Consider the following 18,814-nt stretch of genomic DNA (forward strand, 5'->3'; position numbering starts at 1 on the left):
ATACAGATTAATAAAGGATTAAATTTATAAATTAAACCTGAACAATATTACTATTGTTCAGGTTTTTTGATTTATATCGTTTTGGTTTTAAAGTGTTTTGTTGATGCATTTGTATTGGAGTTAACATGTTGTTAGACCAATGCGGTCTTTTTTTATTGTAAATTTTTATTGCATTTTTAATTAAAATGATCCTTAGCTTTAAATCCACATTGTGTTTCGCTATACCAAATTCTTGTTTTAAAATACCATTTATACGTTCTGCGATAGCATTTTCATAAGGATCATATTGTTCAGTCATACTTGGTTTTATAAAGTTATCTTTTAGTTTTTCTTGATAGTCATCAGAACAGTATTGTAAACCTCTATCAGAATGATGAATCAAACCTTTTTGTTTATATTTTCTGTTTTTAATAGCCATTTCCAAAGCTAATATAGAACCAGATGCATTTAAACTGTTAGATACATTATACCCTACAATCTTCTTAGAATAAGCATCTGTAACCAAAGCGAGATAAGATGGATTTTTTCTGTTTCCTGTGTATGTGATATCACTAACCCAAACTTGTTCTGGTTTTTTAATTTCTAAAGTACTTATTAAGTTTTTGTGTTTTCTAAAACGATGATGTGAGTCTGTTGTAACATGATAACTTCGTTTTGGTTTTATAAGTAAATGGTTTGCTCTTAGTATTCTAAAGAGTTTATCTCTACCAATATTTAAAGCTGTTAATTGTGTTTTCAGTATATGATAAAGCTTTCGAGTTCCAAGATTTGGCATGGATATGCGAACGGATTGCACTAGTGCTATTACTTTTTGGGCAACACTTTGTTTTTGTCTTTTGGATTGTATCGACCTATAGTAAACCTGTCTATCAATCCCGAGTAAATAACAGGTAGAAACTACTGTTTCTTTGTGGGCTTCTTTGAAGCGGTCAATAACTCGGGATTGTAATTTTTTCTAACATCAATATTATATTCCTTTTCGACCATATCAACCATCATATCAAAAAGAATCACTTTTTTATCTGCGCGTTCTGCTAGATATTCAGCTCTTGCTTTCTGCTTTTCTAATAGTTTTACTTGCTGTTCTAATTCTAAAATACGTTGCTCGGGAGTTGTAGACATACTGGTGGAGATTTGTTCTTGCCAGTCAAAGTTACCATATTTTTTTAACCATCTGGTAATGGTCGAACCAGCTTGAATGCCATATTTGTCACGTGCTTGGCTTCTAGTTAGAAATCCTTGCTCTATTTCTTGGACAACTTCTAGTTTAAAAGAAAGGGAGTAATCTTTTTGGGTACGCTTAACGTAACCTGTGTTTTCTGATGTTTTCATTACACTAAAGTTTTAGTGTATCGCTATTTCAGGACGGGACATAACGATATAAAAAAAGCTCAACTGAAAAGTTGAGCTTTTTAAATTATAATTGAGAGCTAATTAATTATTACCAGCTTCTAAGTTTTTCATTTCTTTTTCAATCATGTCGTAAAACTGATCAATTTTAGGTAGCACAACAACACGTGTACGTCTATTTTTTGCTCTGTTTTCTGCAGTATCATTATCAACTAAAGGTACGTAAGAACTACGTCCAGCAGCAATTAATTGTCCTGGGTTTACACCAAGCTCCTGCAATACACGAATGATAGATGTAGAACGTTTAACACTTAAATCCCAGTTATCTAAAAGCACCCCTTTTTGGTACGATTTACTATCTGTATGACCTTCAATCATAGCTTCAAATTCTGGTTTACTATTTATAACTTTAGCAACTTTGGCTAAAACTTCTTTAGCTCTAGTAGTTACGTTGTAGCTTCCACTTTGGAATAATAATTTATCGGCAATTGAGATAAACACAACACCTTTTTCTACGTTTACTTCAATATCTGGGTCGTTAATACCAACTTCGCGCTTTAGGCTAGTTACCAACGCCAATGTTACACTATCTTTTTTGGTAAGTGCATCTTGTAAACGAGTAATTTTAAGTTCTTTTTCTTTAATGCTTTCAAGTGTTTTTTCTATGCTACTTGCTCCTTTAGCAGATAAAACTTGAAGGTTGTCATTGTTTTTACGTAAATCTACAATTTGTTCTTCTAAAGCAGTGGCTCTAGCAGTTACTGCTGCTCTGTCTTCTAAACATGAGTTTAATTTAACGGTTGCAGAATTTAACAAATCTTGAGTCTCCTTTTGTTTTGCTTGTAAGTCTGTGAATTGCTTTTTCGATACGCATGAGCTTAGTAGAAAAATAGCAGATAAGCTAAGTAATAAAACTTTTTTCATAATTAATAATGGATTAAATTTCCTGTTTTTGTTGATTACGCAAAAGTATATAAAAAACCGATGATTGCGGCATTGTTAACAAAACTTTTGCTAACTATTTATAAACTTTCATAATTGTTTTTCTTATTTACGAAATATTCAAACACTATGGATGTTTTTTGGTAATATTTTATGGATTGATTTAATGTTTTTCGTTGTTTTAGCAAATAACTTAAATGTCTATAATAGCTAAAATGTGCTTTAACAATGGCAATAGTGTGTTTAAATTTTAATTCGAATAAAAATTTAATACCTGCTATACTATCTAAAATTAATCGTGTAAGTATTAAAAAGAAAATGTTGCCTTTTGCATTTTTTGTTAAGGCGAATAAACTATTTCTAAAATTAAGAAAGGTTTTTTTAGGATTGGTATTATTAAGTGTTGCGCCACCAACATGATAAATTGAAGAAGCTCCAACATATTTTATATTATAACCTAAATTTTTTGCACGCCAGCATAAATCTATTTCTTCCATGTGAGCAAAAAAAGCTTCATCAAATCCGTTTAATTCTTTAAAAGCGTGACTTCTAATAAATAAGCATGCACCTGAAGCCCAAAATATTTCTGAAACATCATTATATTGATTATTATCTTTTTCAATGGTATTAAAAATTCGTCCACGGCAATACGGATACCCAAATTTATCTATAAAACCACCAGCAGCACCAGCATATTCAAAATAATCTTTCTTTTTATAATCCAATAATTTTGGTTGAATTATGGCTGTATTTGATTCTGCTTTAAAGGTTTCTATAATAGGAGTCAGCCAATTTTTTGAAACTTCAACATCGCTATTCAACAAGCAAAATACATCAGCGTCAATGTCTTTTAGTGCCTCGTTATTACCTTTAGCATAACCACCATTTTCTTTATTTTGAATAATTTTAATTGAAGGGTAAGTGCTTTTTATAAAAGAAACCGAATCATCATTCGAGGCATTATCGGCGATGTAAACCTCAGCTTCGTTAGAAGAATGCTCAATAACCGAAGGTAAAAACTGTTCCAATAGTTTTCTTCCGTTCCAATTTAATATGACGACTGCTACTTTCAATTTAAATATTTATATTAGTTTTACTGTGACTGTTTACTATATTTTGGAATATCTTTTAAAAATTGATAGCGTTCATTTTTAAAATCCATTTGGCAATAATAATGATTTAATCCGTTTGTTACCATTAAATAACTAGCGTTAAGCACCAAATTATATTGTGCAATTTGATCGAAGGTATTTTGGTTAACAGTAATAGTGGGCGATTTACACTCAACAATTAGATGAATACTTCCGTTTGAATTATAAATTACAATATCGTATCGCTTCTTTAAACCGTTAACAATGAGTTCTTTTTCAACGTTTATTAAAGATTTTGGATATCCTTTTACTTCCATTAAATATTGAACACAATGTTGGCGTACCCATTCTTCGGGTTGTAAAATCACAAATTTTTTGCGAATACTATCGAAAATAGAAATTTTATTTTCGCTACTTTTGAAACGAAACGAATATGTAGGGAAATTAAGTTTTTGCACTACACAAATTTGGTGATTTTTTTTCAATGGACGAAGTCAAACAATTAGTAACCGATATAAAAAACAAAAATTTAAAGCCTATTTACTTTTTAATGGGTGAGGAGCCTTATTATATTGATAAAATTTCAGATTTTATTGAAGACAATGTGCTTTTAGAAGAGGAAAAGGGATTTAATCAAATGGTTTTATACGGACGTGATGTATCCATAGATGATATTGTGGGGAATGCAAAGCGTTACCCCATGATGGCAGAACGACAGGTTGTTATTGTAAAAGAAGCCCAGGATTTATCACGTACTATCGAAAAATTGGTTTCGTATGCAGAAAACCCACAACCTACAACCGTTTTAGTTTTTAATTATAAATATAAAAAGATTGACAAACGTAAAGCTTTATATAAAACGTTAAAGAAAACAGGAATAGTTTACGAAAGTAAAAAGCTTTATGAAAATCAAGTAGCCGATTGGATTCGTCGTGTTTTATCACCAAAAAACTATACCATCTCTCCAAAAGCAGCACAAATGCTGGTTGAGTTTTTAGGAACGGATTTAAGTAAAATTAATAATGAATTAGAGAAGCTTCAAATTATATTGCCCTCTGGTAGCCAAATAACACCAGAAGTTATTGAAGAAAATATAGGTATTAGTAAGGATTTTAATAATTTCGAATTACGAAAAGCCATTGGCGAAAAAAATGCAGTTAAAGCGCATCAAATAATTAACTATTTTGCTGAAAACCCTAAGGATAACCCTATGGTAGTAACAGTGTCTTTATTATTCAATTTCTTTTCGCAACTGCTTCACTTTCATGGTTTAAAAGATAAATCGCCACGTAGTGTAGCATCGGCTTTAAAAGTAAACCCTTATTTTGTTAACGAATATATTACTGCTGCAAGAAACTATCCTATGCGAAACGTAAGTGCCATTGTTTCTGTATTACGTGAGTTTGATGTTAAAAGTAAGGGTGTTGGTAGTAATGCAGTCCCTCAAGGGGATTTATTGAAGGAATTATTGGTTAGAATTTTATCTTAAATTTTATATATAAACAGAAACTGTTAAAACGAGCATGGTAAACAATAACAAAATAATTACTAATGGCATCACAAATTTCAGCCATTTGTTATAGCCAACTTTTACAATTGCTAATGATGCTAAAATTAATCCTGTTGGATTTATAAATGCGAATAAACCCATACCGTATTGATAGGCGTTTACAATCATTTCTCGTCCTATACCAACACCATCAGCCAAAGGAGACATTATAGGCATTGTTAATACTGCCATACCTGAAGATGAAGGAATAAAGAATGATAACCCGCCATAAATATATAACATCGCATTGATAAATATGCCTTTATTCATACCATTTGTAGCATTACTAGCATAGTACAAAAGCGTATCGCTAATTTGTCCATCATTCATAATTATGGTAACGCCTCTAGCAATTCCTATAATTATTGCTACACCTAACAAATCTCCAGCGCCTTTTACAAAAACATCAACAAAATGGTGCTCTTTTATTTTTCCAATAACACCTATAGCAATTGCCCCTACTAAAAAGACTACAGTCATTTCTATAAACCACCATTCTAATTGAGAAACGCCATATATCATAACGATAAAGCACGAGATAAAAATGAAAAGAATAAAACGTAATCGAGTGGTTAATTTTAAAGTAGCGTTTGTAGTGCTTCCAAAATGTTTTTCAATGTCTTCTTTTTGATCATAAATAATAGACTTTGTTGGATCTTTTTTTACGCGCTGCGCATACCTTATAATATATAGAATACAAATAATTGTTCCTAAGCTTAACATAACAAATCTTCCAGTAATTCCCGTTGTCCAATTAATACCAGCAGCATCTGATGCAATAATAGCACTAAAAGGATTAGTTGTAGAACACATAGTACCAATAGTTGAACCAATATAAATACAAGCCAATGGAACTATAGCATCATATTTAGCCGCTAAAAATATTGGTATAAGTATGGGGTAGAAGGCTATAGTTTCTTCAGCTAAACCAAATGTAGTACCTCCAGCAGCTATTAGCCCAGTAACTAGAATAATTAAGATGTATTCATTGCCTTTTAATGTTTCTGCTAACCAAGAAATACCGGCATCAAAAGCACCTGTATAATTTATAATACCAATTAAACCACCAATAATTAATACTAAAAAAATAATATCAGCACCTTCTATTATTCCTTTTATGGGCGATTTTATAAATGCAGTTACACCTTGCGGAGACGCTTTAACTTCTTTATAAGTATTAGGAATACTTATAGGTTTCCAAATATCACCATTTGTGAATTTATCTAATGGAATTTTAATTTCAAGATCATCTAAAGTTTCTTGAGTAGCAGCTAATATTACAATTTTGCTCAAACTTGTTTTGGTAAACGTGCTTTCAGCTTTGTTATATGCTAAAGAATCGTATTTTCCTGAAGGAACTAACCATGTTAAAATAGCAACTAAACCAGCAATTATAAGAAGTATGGTTTGGGCGGTTGGAAATTTTATTTTTTTCAATCCTGTTTATTTTATTTAGACGAAAGATAGTAATATTTTAGTGTTTTATAGAAATATTAAAAAATGAATGTAGACATACACGAAAGTTGGAAACCTCATTTACAAGGAGAATTTGATAAGCCTTATTTTAAGAATTTAGCTAATTTTGTAAAAACTGAATATAAAACACAAACTTGTTTCCCTCCTGGAAACCAAATTTTTAATGCATTCAATCATTGTCATTTTGAAGATGTTAAAGTTGTAATAATTGGTCAAGATCCATACCATGGAGCTGGTCAAGCCAATGGTCTGTGTTTTTCTGTCAATGATGATATGGCACACCCACCATCATTGATTAATATTTTTAAAGAGATAGAGACAGATTTAGGAATTCCATATCCTAAAAGCGGTAATTTATTACGCTGGGCTAATCAAGGGGTTTTATTATTAAATGCGACATTAACAGTTAGAGCTCATCAAGCTGGTAGTCATCAAAAAAAGGGATGGGAAAATTTTACCGATGCGGTAATAAAAATAATAAGTGATAAAAAGGAAAGTGTTGTTTTTTTACTTTGGGGAGGTTTTGCAAAACAAAAAGTAAAATTAATTAATAAGGGAAAGCATCATGTATTAGAATCAGGACACCCATCTCCTTTAAGTGCTAATAGGGGGTATTGGTTTGGTAACAAACATTTTAGCAAAGCAAACTTGCTTTTGGAGCAAAAGGGCAAAAAAAAAATTGCTTGGTAAAAATCAAGTATACTATTAACTACCAGTAGGCGCAAGCTTTTCAGATTCTTGCTCTAAAGCAATAGTTGGTCTAAAAACTATTGGCTTTTTGGTTGCTTTTGGCGTTCTATTTATCTTATTACTGCTAAACTTTAGCAATAAAAAATTGATGACGACTAATGTAGAAATTGAAATTGTAATTGTTAACAACATAGAATTTGGGGTTAATTCATCGGCAAAATACAAAAAAATAAGTTTAAATGCTAATTTTGACGATTAAATTATAATTATAGGCAAAAATAATAAATAAAAGACTACAAAACAATACGTACTTCTACTTATTTTTTAAAATATTTTTATCCCAAGAAATTTAATTCAATATTGTTTCAGGAACAACATCTTTATGTACCATTATAGAAATTGTTTTTAATCTAAAATATGCTTCACTCATATAAACGTATCCATCGTTAGCGACACGTTCAGAATTTTTACCCCAAGAATTTTTTACTTTATAATAAGTAGTTCCATTTTGGTCTTTAAGCATACCTGTTATGTGCATCAAATGGTCATCAGTAGTATTATAATTTTCAAACTCTTGTTGTCTTAAGGTTTGTGTAATATTTTTTTCTGGTAATACCTTTATTAAGGCATCTAGTTTACTATTCTCATCGTTTGGTATAACTGCTAAACCATATTTTGATGAAAATGTCTTTTCGCTTACATCGCAATCTAGCTCAATACTATAACCTGCTTTTAAAGCTTCATTTGTAATATTAACCAAATCATCTAATTTAACATTAAAAAAAGAACCATTAGAAAAATTATCTGGAATGTTTAATATAAAATTTGAATTGTAGGGTTCATGGGAAAACGATGTGATACTTATGTAATCTTTCGGGTTAATCTTTGTCATTTCTAAAAATGATTTGGGAGTATACTGTACACCATCATAATTAAAAGTTGATATATTTTTGCCAAGATAAATATCTAGAACACTTTCGGTTACCTGTTTCCACTTTGGCGATAGTTGACGACCAGGATTATCTATATAAACATCTAATAATCCTTTTAAAACAGCTATCATTTCTGAGTGATTGTGTCTTGACACATTGGCTTCTAAGCCAGAATAGGCATCGTTTGGTACTAAACCATAATCGGCAACACTATTAATAACATCGTGTGCTAATCCACCTTCGCTAAATTGAGCTTTTCCTTGTCGCATCATATAATTCCATGCTTTTTTAGGGTAAGTATTGCGAACGGTGTACATTTCAGACAAATCAATTTTTTTACCTGTAATGCGTATTATTTCACTTTCTAAAAATGATGAAGTCGAAAAGCTCCAGCATGTTCCTGTGCTTCCTTGGCTAATAACATCGGTAGTTTCTAAATCTATTATAGTTTCAAATTCGTAAGATTGAGAAAAACTTACAAGGGAAACAAAAGCTAAAATGAAAATTGAAATACTATTTTTCATGATGAAATAAGTGTTTTAATGAAATAAAATTTATTTTTGACTAAAATATAAAAAATGGAGGAAGCAAAATGGGTAACTGTTAAAGAATATCGAGATATTACCTATAAAAAATGTAATGGTGTTGCAAGAATAGCTTTTAATAGACCAAATGTTAGAAATGCCTTTAGACCCAAAACAACAAGTGAGCTTTATGATGCTTTTTATGATGCTAATGAAGATATTAATATAGGAGTTGTTTTATTATCTGCCGAAGGACCATCAACCAAAGATGGCATTTGGAGTTTTTGCTCAGGTGGCGACCAAAAAGCAAGAGGGCATCAAGGATATGTTGGAGAAGATGGGTACCATCGATTAAATATTTTAGAAGTACAACGGCTCATTCGTTTTATGCCAAAAGCAGTTATTGCTGTGGTTCCTGGTTGGGCAGTTGGAGGTGGGCATAGTTTACATGTCGTTTGCGATTTAACTTTAGCTAGTAAAGAACATGCCATTTTTAAACAAACTGATGCCGATGTAACGAGTTTTGATGGGGGTTATGGTTCTGCTTATTTAGCAAAAATGGTTGGGCAGAAAAAAGCACGTGAAATTTTCTTTTTGGGCAGAAACTATTCTGCGCAAGAAGCTTATGATATGGGAATGGTTAATGCTGTAATTCCACATGATGAATTAGAAGATACAGCTTATGAATGGGCGCAAGAAATATTGGCAAAATCGCCTACGTCTATTAAAATGTTAAAATTCGCTATGAATTTAACGGATGATGGCATGGTAGGACAGCAAGTATTTGCTGGTGAAGCAACACGTTTAGCATATATGACAGATGAAGCTATTGAAGGTAGAAATGCTTTCCTCGAAAAACGTAAACCTAACTTTGTAAAAAAATGGATTCCGTAAATGAAAAATATGTCTCTTTGGATTTCTACAATGCGTTTAAGAACGCTACCGTTATCAATTTCTGGAATTATTTTGGCATCTTGTTTAGCAGAGTACAATGGGTATTTTAATTGGACAATATGCGTTCTTGCTATTTTAACGACACTGAGTTTACAAATATTATCTAACCTAGCAAACGATTATGGTGATGGTGTTAAAGGTACAGATAACAACAATAGAATAGGCCCAGAGCGTGCTATACAAAGTGGTAAAATTTCTCCAGATGAAATGTTTAGTGCTATAAGAATTAATATTTTAATTTCTATAGGATTGGCTTTTGCTCTTATATTTTCAGCCTTTGGAGTTAAACACTTTTTGCTTACAATGCTTTTCTTTGTTTTAGGTGTTGCTTGTATAGTTGCAGCAATTCGTTATACCATGGGAAGTAATGCTTATGGATATAGAGGGTTAGGCGATATTTTTGTATTTATTTTTTTTGGATTAGTTAGTGTTATAGGCTGCTATGTCTTGTTTGCTAAAACCATTGATCATGTTGTGTTTTTGCCCGCATGTACTATAGGCTTGTTGAGTATGGGTGTTTTAAATTTGAATAATATGCGCGATATTGTTTCAGATGAAAAATCAAACAAAATGACTTTTGCTGTAAAACTTGGTCAAAATAAAGTAAAAGTATATCACACTGTACTTATTGGTTTAGCCATAGTTTTATCAGCTTTATTTGGCATATTATATTACACATCTCCTTATAATTTAATTTTTGTAGTTGCTTATATTCCTTTAATTATTCATTTAATCAAAGTGAATAAAAACTCAGTTCCAAAATCATTAGATTCAGAATTAAAAAAATTAGCATTAACAACTGTGTTTCTAGCAATTCTAATGGGTATAGGGCATTTATTATAGTTTTTTTTGTATTTTTCTAAATAAATAAAAGCACATGAAAATTACATTTTACGGTCACGCTAGTTTAGGTATTCAAATAGAAGATACACATATTTTAGTTGATCCTTTTATTACAGGAAATCCTAAAGCTTCACATATAGATATTAATAATCTTAAAGCAGATTATATTTTAGTAACGCATGCGCATCAAGATCATATTTTAGATGTTGAAGCTATTGTAAAACGCACCGATGCGGTTATCATTTCTAATTATGAAATTGTGACGCATTTTGGAAATTTAGGTTTAGAAGGGCACCCCATGAATCATGGAGGAACTTGGGACTTTGAATTCGGGAGTGTTAAATACGTCAATGCTATTCATACATCATCGTTTCCAGATGGTAGTTATGGTGGGCAACCTGGTGGTTTTGTAATTGAAGGTGAACATAAAAATATTTACATAGCTGGCGATACGGCTTTAACTTTTGATATGAAGTTGATTCCGCTTCAAACCAAATTAGATTTAGCCATTTTACCAATAGGCGATAATTTCACCATGGGAATTGATGATGCTATTTTAGCTAGCGATTTTGTGGAATGTGATAAAATTTTAGGTTGTCATTTTGATACCTTTGGCTACATTGAAATAGACCACGAAGTAGCCAAACGCAAGTTTTTCGAAAAAGACAAAGATTTAATGCTTCTGGAAATTGGCGAAAGTTTAGAGTTATAAATGACAAGAGCCACCTATCACAAATACGTTTTAAATTTTAAACAACCCAGTGGAACATCGCGTGGTGTTTTAAAAACCAAAGAAACTTGGTTTATTGTAATTGAGCACAACGGGAAAAAAGGCATTGGAGAATGTGGTATTTTCCGAGATTTGAGTATTGACGATGTGCCGCATTACGAAGACATATTAAAATGGACATGTGTAAATATTCATTTAGGGTTAGCGGTATTGTTGGATGAGTTGAATAAATTTCCCAGCATTCAACTTGGATTAGAAACGGCGTATAAATCTTTAGAAAGTGAAAATAAATTCGAATTATTTCCATCCGATTTTACTAACAATAAAGCTTCAATTTCTATAAACGGACTCATATGGATGGGGTCTGAAAACTTTATGAAGCAACAAATAAAAGATAAAATTTCAGCAGGATTCAATTGTATAAAAATGAAAATTGGAGCGATTGATTTTCAAACAGAAATTAATCTTATAAAATCTATTCGAAAAGAATTTTCATCAAAAGATATAGAATTGCGTGTGGATGCCAATGGTGCTTTTTCAAAAGATGATGCTTTAGAAAAACTGAAAATATTATCAGAACTCGATTTACATTCCATCGAGCAACCTATAAAACAAGGTCAAGTTGAAACTATGGCAAAACTATGTGAAGCTACACCGTTACCCATTGCTTTAGATGAAGAATTAATAGGTGTATTTTCTGTAACAAAAAAAGAGGAATTGCTACAAACCATAAATCCACAATACATTATTTTAAAACCGAGTTTAGTTGGTGGATTTAAAGGAAGTGATGAGTGGATTACAATAGCAGAAAACCAAAATATTGGATGGTGGATTACCAGTGCTTTAGAAAGTAATATAGGACTTAATGCTATTGCACAATACACGTTTAAAAAACAAAGCAGCTTACCTCAAGGACTTGGTACAGGCGCATTATTTACTAATAATTTTGATAGCCCATTGCAAGTAAAAAATGGTACATTGCAATATAATAATAGTGTTAATTGGAAATTTAATTTATGATGGATTACATACAACAAGTTTATAAAGGTAAGCGCGAATTATGGATGTTTATTTTAACAAGTGTTTTAATATCTGGAATTTTTGTTCTAAATTTTATAGCGTTCTTGTTTACTTCGCCAGAGGATATGGATGCTGCTTATGAAATGATGAAATCTATTCCTGCAAACCTATCATTAATTATAAATTTGGCACCATTTGCAATTTTGCTAATTTTACTATTTATTTTTGTGAAATTCGTTCATCAAAGAAGTATTTTATCACTCACAACAGCAAGAAAAAAAGTAGATTGGAAACGCATAGTATTCTCATTTTTGCTAATTGTAGTTATTACACTCATAACATTTGGTATTTCTTACTATTTAGATCCTTCTTTAATAGAATTACAATTTGATGGAAAGAAGTTTACAATACTTTTAATAATTAGCTTATTACTTTTTCCGTTTCAAATCGGACTCGAAGAATATTTGTTTAGAGGTTATTTTATGCAACATATAGGCGATTTAGTTAAAAACAGATGGTTTCCATTGCTATTTACTTCTATCTTTTTTGGTGTAGCACATAGTGCAAATCCAGAAGTAGCAGAAATAGGTTTAGTAACTATGGTATTTTATATAGGAACAGGATTGCTTTTAGGAATTATGACGCTTATGGACGATGGTTTAGAATTGGCTTTAGGATTTCATTTAGGAAATAATTTACTTGCTGCATTATTAATCACTTCAGATTGGTCTGCTTTACAAACCGATGCTATTTTTAGATATACAGCAGAAGAAGCGAATACAACATCACTAGAAATCATTATCCCCGTTTTAATTGTTTATCCAATAATATTGTTTATCCTATCAAAAAAATATAATTGGACAAATTGGAGAGATAAATTATTAGGTAAGGTAGTCGAGCCACCAAAAGAAAACTATAAAATTTTAGAAGACATCGGAAATCGTGATTCCCAGTTATAACAAAGTCCATTTAAAGTTTAAACTCAATAAGGTTCATTATTCGTATGGCGACCTTATAGAAGTCGCCTATAGTTTTGTAAAAGAAGGCTTACCGCACGAACAAATTATTGGTGGTTTTTTACTCGATTGGTTAGATGAAAAAGATTTTATAAATGTAAATACTTCGGGTTCTACAGGTAAACCCAAATGCATCAAAATTAAAAAGCAAGCTATGGTAAATTCTGCCGTAGCTACAGGAGATTTTTTTAATTTAAAACCAGGAGATTCTGCTTTGCATTGTTTACCAACACATTTTATCGCTGGTAAAATGATGTTGGTTAGAGCTATTGCTTTAGGCTTAGAATTAGATGTGATTGAACCAACTTCTAAACTAAATTTCGATTCTAAAAAACCATATATGTTTTGTGCCATGGTGCCATTACAGCTTCAAAATGTAATAAATAAATGTGATAATATAAGAACAATTATAGTTGGAGGTGCAGCGGTTTCAAATGTATTAAAATCAGATATTCAGAATATAAAATCTAATGTTTACGAAACTTACGGAATGACAGAAACTGTAACGCATGTTGCCGTAAAAAAACTAAATAATTTTCGTCATGCTGAACTTGTTTCAGCATCTCACTTCAAAACATTACCTAATATTTCAATTTCTCAAGACGAACGGGATTGTTTAGCTATTGATGCACCAAAACTTACAAAAAAAACAATAATAACAAATGATATAGTAAAGCTACATTCTGAAAACGAATTTGAATGGTTAGGGCGATATGATAATATTATAAATTCTGGTGGCGTTAAGTTATGTCCCGAGCAAATTGAAGCTAAACTTCAAAATAAAATAAAACAACGTTTTTTTATTACTTCTGAAAAGGAAGACCTTTTAGGAGAACAACTTGTTTTGGTTGTAGAAGGCAATTCAAATATAATAGATAATGCATTATTTTCAGATTTAGAAAAATTTGAAAAGCCTAAAATTGTTTACAGTATTAATCAATTTATCGAAACTTCTTCAGGCAAAATTCAACGTAAAAAAACTTTAAAGCATATAAAAGTTCAAAATTAATTGTAACATTGCCAACATTTAATCTACTAATAATAAAATTTTAATAATGAGTTTTATAAAGCGCGTACTATCTACCGTTACAGGAATTTTTGTGTTCCTTTTTATTTGTTTTGGACTATTGATTGTAATAGGATTATTAGCAGGTTCATCGTCAGATGAAAAGATTACAGTCAGAGATAATTCTGTATTAGACCTTAAGTTAGATTTTCAGATAAAAGATTACGCAGGAAAAACTGTTTTTAAACAGTATGATTTTTTAAATGAAAACAGAAAAGATGGCCTTTTTAATGTTATTGATGCCATAAAATATGCCGCGACAGATAATAAAATTAAAGGCATATCAATAGATAATAATTTTATTCAAGCAGGTTTCTCTCAAACTAAAGCCATTAGAGACGCTCTTTTAGAATTTAAAAAATCTAATAAATTTATTGTGGCCTACGCCGATATTTATACTCAAAAAGACTATTACTTAAGTTCTGTTGCCGATACTATTTATATGAATCCTGCTGGAATGATGGAGTTTAATGGTTTGTCTACAGAACGTTTATACTTTAAAGATTTTCAAGAAAAATCTGGACTTAAAATGGAAGTGATTCGTTTAGGTAAATATAAAAGTGCTGTTGAGCCTTTCTTAGAAAATGAAATGAGTGCTAATAACCGCGAGCAAATTGAAGGGTATTTGAATGGTATCTGGAATGCCGTTAAAAAAGAAATTTCGGTAAGCAGAGATATATCTGTCGAAAGGTTAAACACCATTGCAGATAGTTTACTATCTAGGACTGCACCTTTAGCGCAATCGTCTAAAATGATTGATAAAATTGCCTATTATGATGAGTATCAAAATGGCTTAAGGCATGCGATTAATGTTGAAGCGTCAAAAAAAATAAAGACCATTTCTATAAGAGATTATGCGGTGTATACTGCAAATAAAATAAAAACGAAAACGAGCAGTAACAAAATAGCAGTTATTTATGCTGAAGGCGAAATTATATATGGAGAAGGTGATGAAGAGTATGTTGGTCAAGGTGCCATGAATCGCTCATTAAAAGACGCTAGAGAAGACGATAAAGTTAAAGCAGTGGTTATTCGTGTTAATTCTCCAGGAGGGAATGCTTTAGCGAGCGAACTTATTTGGCGCGAAATAGAATTAACTAAAAAAGTAAAGCCTGTTATTGTATCAATGGGAGACCTTGCTGCTTCTGGCGGATATTATATTGCTTGTAATGCTGATAAAATTATAGCAGAACCAACAACTATTACGGGGAGCATTGGTGTTTTTGGAATGTTACCAAATGTAAAAGGACTTGCTGATAAATGGGGAATAAATGCAGAACAAGTAACAACTAACAAAAATTCTATTCTATACAGTCTTTTTGAACCGATGAACGAAGGACAAGAAGCTTATATAAAAGAAAGCATTAATGATATTTATGAGTTGTTTACAAATAGAGTTGCTACTGGCAGAAATATGACACAAGAGGATGTAAAAGCGATTGCTCAAGGTCGTGTGTGGACTGGTGTTGATGCTTTGAATAATGGTTTAGTTGATGAACTTGGAGGTTTAGATATTGCACTTGAATATGCAGCACAAGCAGCAGAAATTGAAGATTATAAAATAAAAGAATTACCTGTTTTTGAAAAAGACCTTGAAAAAATATTACAAAGTTTTGGTTTAGTAAAAACAAAGGAAGATATTTTAAAAGAAGAATTAGGAGAAGCTAATTACAAAATAATAAGAGAAATAAGATTGATGTCTCGACGAAAAGGTATTCAGTTGTTGTTTCCTTTTAATATCGAAATTAAATAAACAGTTTATAAATTAATTATTTGAAAGGCTAAGTTTTTACTTACCCTTTTTTGATTTTATAGTTAACTCACTCAAAAGTACACTTTACTCATTGTTGGTTTTTTAATATATAGTTTGATTATAGCTTTATGCTAAACTTTAAAAAAACTTTGGAAAACCAAATGAAACTAAAGACATTAAAATTATAAGATTAACCAAAACAAAAGACAAGCAGATTGTGGCTAAATTGGAAGTTTAGTTTAAAAGAAAAAGAGCGACCATTTGGTCGCTCTGTATTTACTAAACCTGCATAACACCCAAATTAAATTTTTTCTCAATAGGAGCATGGTTTGCTGCTTCTATACCCATGCTAATCCATTTTCGGGTATCTAACGGATCAATGATTCCATCAGTCCAAATTCTGGCAGCCGCATAATATGGCGATACTTGGTTGTCGTATCTATCTTTTATTTTTTTGTAAAGTGCGTCTTCTTTTTCTTTTGTGAATTTTTCACCTTGTTTTTCTAACGATGCTTTTTCTATTTGTAATAATACTTTGGCAGCAGAATTCCCGCTCATAACGGCAAGTTCTGCACTTGGCCATGCCACAATCAATCGTGGGTCGTATGCTTTCCCACACATGGCATAATTTCCAGCACCATAAGAATTACCGATAATAATTGTGAATTTTGGTACCACTGAATTACTAACCGCATTTACCATTTTCGCACCATCTTTTATAATGCCTCCGTGTTCAGATTTACTTCCAACCATAAAACCAGTAACATCTTGCAGAAAAACTAATGGAATTTTCTTCTGGTTGCAATTGGCAATAAACCGTGTGGCTTTATCAGCACTATCGTTATAAATAACGCCACCAAATTGCATTTCACCCTTTTTAGTTTTAACTAGTTTGCGTTGATTAGCAACAACACCTACTGCCCAACCATCAATACGGGCGTAGCAGGTTATTATGGTTTGTCCGTAGCCAGCTTTATATTCATCGTATTCCGAATTATCAACCAATCGCTTAATAATGTCATACATATCATATTGATCAGCTCTCGATTTTGGCACAATGCCATAGATATCTTCAGGATTTTCTTTTGGTTTTTTTGCTTCATTTCGATTAAAACCTGCTTTATCATAATCCCCAATTTTATCTATAATGTTTTTAATGGTATCTAAAGCATCAGCATCATTTTTGGCTTTATAGTCTGTAACTCCAGAAATTTCACAATGGGTTGTCGCACCACCTAACGTTTCATTATCAATAGTTTCACCAATGGCTGCTTTTACCAAATAGCTACCCGCAAGAAAAATACTTCCTGTTTTATCAACAATCAATGCTTCGTCACTCATAATTGGTAAATAGGCTCCACCAGCAACACAACTACCCATAACCGCTGCAATTTGAGTAATACCCATACTACTCATAATAGCATTGTTTCTAAAAATACGTCCAAAATGTTCTTTATCTGGAAAAATTTCGTCTTGCATAGGTAAATACACGCCAGCAGAATCTACCAAATAAATAATAGGAAGTTTGTTTTCAATAGCTATTTCTTGAGCTCTTAAATTCTTTTTTCCAGTAATAGGAAACCATGCACCAGCTTTTACAGTAGCATCATTTGCCACAACAATACATTGCTTGCCCTTGATATAACCCATTTTAACAATCACGCCACCAGACGGACAACCACCGTGTTCTGCATACATATTTTCTCCAGCAAAAGTAGCAATTTCAATAGATTTTGCTTTAGTATCTAAAAGATAATCAATACGCTCCCTAGCTGTCATTTTCCCTTTTGCACGATGTTTTTCAATACGAGCTTTTCCTCCACCAAGACTTACTTTTGCTAGTCTTTTGTTTAATTCGGAAAGTAGAAGTTTATTATGATCTTCATTTTTATTGAAGTTGATGTCCATGAATTATTTTGTTTGATGCTAATGTACAAAAGTTTCAAATTTTATATCGAGTTTGTTAATGAATTCATAAAATAAATAACATGGAAATATATTCCTAGGAATATAAAATTATGTTTTTTATATTTGTATAATAATTGAAAACATTAAATATGAAAAATATAATTGCCTTTGCAGGAAGTAATAGTAAAAACTCTATAAACAAGCAGTTAGTAAAATATGTGTCAAGCCTAGTTGAAGAAACACCTGTGAATATTTTAGATTTAAACGATTTTGAATTACCACTTTTTGGAGTTGATTTAGAGAATGAAAAAGGGATACCAGAGTCTGCTCATCATTTCTTAAAATTGATAAAAGAATCAGATGGCATTGTTTTATCGTTAGCCGAACATAACGGTGCTTACTCTGCAGCTTTTAAAAATATATTCGATTGGATGTCTAGAATAGAAGGAAAAACTTTTTACGGTAAACCTATGTTATTAATGGCGACATCGCCTGGAGCAAGAGGTGGAGCGTCAGTTTTAGAAATAGCAAAAGACCGTTTTCCTAGGCATGATGCTAACATTATTAAAACCTTTTCGTTGCCATCATTTTATGATAATTTTTTAGATGGAAATATTGTTAATGAAGAATTGAATTTAGAATTAAAAAACAATGTTAAAGTGTTTCAAAATTCTTTATAGTTATGGATGTAAAACAATTTGATGATGGAAAAAGGGGGAGGTTCTACATGGAAATTAATGGTGCACAAGAAGCTAAAATAACATATACTTATGTAGGAAAAGATAAGATTATAATAGATCATACAGAGGTAAGCGATAAATTAAGAGGACAAAGTGTAGGCTATAAATTAGTAAAAATTGCAGTGGATTTTGCGAGGATTAATAGTATTAAAATTATTCCTCTATGTCCGTTTGCAACTGCAGTATTTAAAAAGAAACAAGATGATTATAACGATGTGCTTTCTTAATTA

Annotated in this window: 20 protein-coding genes; 11 read left to right on the top strand and 9 right to left on the bottom strand. The window is 31.5% G+C overall.

All coding sequences use genetic code 11. From position 1 onward, the window contains the following. Positions 1-31: 31 nt before the first annotated feature. From RG22_RS17740 to RG22_RS16405, 5 genes are all read right to left on the bottom strand, one after another. On the bottom strand, positions 32-934 hold the full coding sequence (locus RG22_RS17740) for an IS3 family transposase (RefSeq protein ID WP_204244199.1): 903 nt from the start codon (positions 932-934) through the stop codon (positions 32-34). Continuing rightward, positions 898-1,332, bottom strand: a complete 435-nt coding sequence (locus RG22_RS18040; RefSeq protein ID WP_034040217.1) for a transposase — start codon at positions 1,330-1,332, stop codon at positions 898-900. Before RG22_RS18040 ends, RG22_RS17740 begins: the two co-directional genes overlap by 37 nt. A gap of 102 nt (positions 1,333-1,434) precedes the next feature. After that, entirely contained in the window at positions 1,435-2,274 is an 840-nt protein-coding gene (locus RG22_RS16395) for an OmpA family protein (RefSeq protein ID WP_034045267.1), read from the bottom strand. A gap of 98 nt (positions 2,275-2,372) precedes the next feature. After that, positions 2,373-3,365 carry a glycosyltransferase family 2 protein gene (locus tag RG22_RS16400; protein ID WP_034045268.1) on the bottom strand — a complete coding sequence of 331 codons (993 nt, stop codon included), beginning with the start codon at positions 3,363-3,365 and terminating at the stop codon, positions 2,373-2,375. Positions 3,366-3,385: 20 nt separating this feature from the next. Further along, positions 3,386-3,841: a type I restriction enzyme HsdR N-terminal domain-containing protein gene (locus RG22_RS16405; RefSeq protein WP_034046254.1), complete on the bottom strand. Its 456-nt coding sequence runs from the start codon at positions 3,839-3,841 to the stop codon at positions 3,386-3,388. A 26-nt stretch (positions 3,842-3,867) separates the two neighbouring features. On the opposite strand from RG22_RS16405, the gene holA reads away from it, so the two are divergent. Further along, a complete protein-coding gene (holA, locus tag RG22_RS16410) occupies positions 3,868-4,872 on the top strand; it encodes a DNA polymerase III subunit delta (protein WP_034045269.1) in 1,005 nt (334 codons plus the stop codon). Positions 4,873-4,875: 3 nt separating this feature from the next. Here holA and RG22_RS16415 read toward each other — a convergent pair whose 3' ends face one another. Beyond that, entirely contained in the window at positions 4,876-6,369 is a 1,494-nt protein-coding gene (locus RG22_RS16415; protein WP_034045270.1) for a YfcC family protein, read from the bottom strand. Positions 6,370-6,432: 63 nt separating this feature from the next. Between RG22_RS16415 and RG22_RS16420 the strand changes: the two genes are divergently transcribed. Beyond that, positions 6,433-7,098: a uracil-DNA glycosylase gene (locus RG22_RS16420; RefSeq protein WP_034045272.1), complete on the top strand. Its 666-nt coding sequence runs from the start codon at positions 6,433-6,435 to the stop codon at positions 7,096-7,098. Positions 7,099-7,113: 15 nt separating this feature from the next. Here the strand turns inward: RG22_RS16420 and RG22_RS16425 are convergent, their stop codons facing one another. Beyond that, positions 7,114-7,290, bottom strand: a complete 177-nt coding sequence (locus RG22_RS16425; protein WP_156113412.1) for a hypothetical protein — start codon at positions 7,288-7,290, stop codon at positions 7,114-7,116. A gap of 157 nt (positions 7,291-7,447) precedes the next feature. Then, positions 7,448-8,554, bottom strand: coding sequence for a C1 family peptidase (locus RG22_RS16430; protein WP_034045276.1), 1,107 nt, complete (start codon positions 8,552-8,554; stop codon positions 7,448-7,450). Between the two features lie 54 nt (positions 8,555-8,608). On the opposite strand from RG22_RS16430, the gene RG22_RS16435 reads away from it, so the two are divergent. The 7 genes from RG22_RS16435 to sppA are packed head-to-tail and all read left to right on the top strand — an operon-like array spanning position 8,609 to position 15,936. Further along, positions 8,609-9,448, top strand: a complete 840-nt coding sequence (locus RG22_RS16435; RefSeq protein WP_034045279.1) for a 1,4-dihydroxy-2-naphthoyl-CoA synthase — start codon at positions 8,609-8,611, stop codon at positions 9,446-9,448. After that, the gene (menA, locus tag RG22_RS16440) at positions 9,449-10,351 is read left to right on the top strand and encodes a 1,4-dihydroxy-2-naphthoate octaprenyltransferase (protein WP_034045282.1); all 903 of its coding nucleotides are present in this window, start codon (positions 9,449-9,451) and stop codon (positions 10,349-10,351) included. 34 nt (positions 10,352-10,385) lie between these two features. After that, complete coding sequence (locus RG22_RS16445) at positions 10,386-11,063, top strand: metal-dependent hydrolase (protein WP_034045285.1); 678 nt, start codon at positions 10,386-10,388, stop codon at positions 11,061-11,063. After that, on the top strand, positions 11,064-12,101 hold the full coding sequence (locus RG22_RS16450) for an o-succinylbenzoate synthase (RefSeq protein WP_034045287.1): 1,038 nt from the start codon (positions 11,064-11,066) through the stop codon (positions 12,099-12,101). Then, positions 12,098-13,060, top strand: a complete 963-nt coding sequence (locus RG22_RS16455; protein ID WP_244462155.1) for a CPBP family intramembrane glutamic endopeptidase — start codon at positions 12,098-12,100, stop codon at positions 13,058-13,060. Before RG22_RS16450 ends, RG22_RS16455 begins: the two co-directional genes overlap by 4 nt. Then, entirely contained in the window at positions 13,044-14,126 is a 1,083-nt protein-coding gene (locus RG22_RS16460; protein ID WP_034045293.1) for an AMP-binding protein, read from the top strand. Before RG22_RS16455 ends, RG22_RS16460 begins: the two co-directional genes overlap by 17 nt. A gap of 46 nt (positions 14,127-14,172) precedes the next feature. After that, entirely contained in the window at positions 14,173-15,936 is a 1,764-nt protein-coding gene (sppA, locus tag RG22_RS16465; RefSeq protein ID WP_034045295.1) for a signal peptide peptidase SppA, read from the top strand. 279 nt (positions 15,937-16,215) lie between these two features. Here sppA and RG22_RS16470 read toward each other — a convergent pair whose 3' ends face one another. Then, entirely contained in the window at positions 16,216-17,844 is a 1,629-nt protein-coding gene (locus tag RG22_RS16470; RefSeq protein ID WP_034045297.1) for an acyl-CoA carboxylase subunit beta, read from the bottom strand. A gap of 149 nt (positions 17,845-17,993) precedes the next feature. Here RG22_RS16470 and RG22_RS16475 point away from each other — a divergent pair, with 149 nt between their 5' ends. Both RG22_RS16475 and RG22_RS16480 read left to right on the top strand, forming a co-directional pair. Beyond that, a complete protein-coding gene (locus tag RG22_RS16475; RefSeq protein WP_034045299.1) occupies positions 17,994-18,524 on the top strand; it encodes an NADPH-dependent FMN reductase in 531 nt (176 codons plus the stop codon). A 2-nt stretch (positions 18,525-18,526) separates the two neighbouring features. Further along, a complete protein-coding gene (locus RG22_RS16480) occupies positions 18,527-18,811 on the top strand; it encodes a GNAT family N-acetyltransferase (protein ID WP_034045301.1) in 285 nt (94 codons plus the stop codon). Positions 18,812-18,814: the final 3 nt, after the last annotated feature.

Source organism: Wocania ichthyoenteri Th78, from assembly GCF_000789235.1.
In the GTDB taxonomy this organism is placed as follows: domain Bacteria; phylum Bacteroidota; class Bacteroidia; order Flavobacteriales; family Flavobacteriaceae; genus Wocania_A; species Wocania_A ichthyoenteri.

Coding starts and splice junctions, on each gene's coding strand:
- RG22_RS16430 (WP_034045276.1), bottom strand. CDS start 8,554: ATGAAAAATAGTATTTCAATTTTCATTTTAGCTTTTGTTTCCCTTGTA.
- RG22_RS16450 (WP_034045287.1), top strand. CDS start 11,064: ATGACAAGAGCCACCTATCACAAATACGTTTTAAATTTTAAACAACCC.
- RG22_RS18040 (WP_034040217.1), bottom strand. CDS start 1,332: ATGAAAACATCAGAAAACACAGGTTACGTTAAGCGTACCCAAAAAGAT.
- RG22_RS16480 (WP_034045301.1), top strand. CDS start 18,527: ATGGATGTAAAACAATTTGATGATGGAAAAAGGGGGAGGTTCTACATG.
- RG22_RS16395 (WP_034045267.1), bottom strand. CDS start 2,274: ATGAAAAAAGTTTTATTACTTAGCTTATCTGCTATTTTTCTACTAAGC.
- RG22_RS16475 (WP_034045299.1), top strand. CDS start 17,994: ATGAAAAATATAATTGCCTTTGCAGGAAGTAATAGTAAAAACTCTATA.
- RG22_RS16455 (WP_244462155.1), top strand. CDS start 12,098: ATGATGGATTACATACAACAAGTTTATAAAGGTAAGCGCGAATTATGG.
- RG22_RS16435 (WP_034045279.1), top strand. CDS start 8,609: ATGGAGGAAGCAAAATGGGTAACTGTTAAAGAATATCGAGATATTACC.
- RG22_RS16445 (WP_034045285.1), top strand. CDS start 10,386: ATGAAAATTACATTTTACGGTCACGCTAGTTTAGGTATTCAAATAGAA.
- RG22_RS16420 (WP_034045272.1), top strand. CDS start 6,433: ATGAATGTAGACATACACGAAAGTTGGAAACCTCATTTACAAGGAGAA.
- RG22_RS16425 (WP_156113412.1), bottom strand. CDS start 7,290: ATGTTGTTAACAATTACAATTTCAATTTCTACATTAGTCGTCATCAAT.
- RG22_RS16470 (WP_034045297.1), bottom strand. CDS start 17,844: ATGGACATCAACTTCAATAAAAATGAAGATCATAATAAACTTCTACTT.
- sppA (WP_034045295.1), top strand. CDS start 14,173: ATGAGTTTTATAAAGCGCGTACTATCTACCGTTACAGGAATTTTTGTG.
- holA (WP_034045269.1), top strand. CDS start 3,868: ATGGACGAAGTCAAACAATTAGTAACCGATATAAAAAACAAAAATTTA.
- menA (WP_034045282.1), top strand. CDS start 9,449: ATGAAAAATATGTCTCTTTGGATTTCTACAATGCGTTTAAGAACGCTA.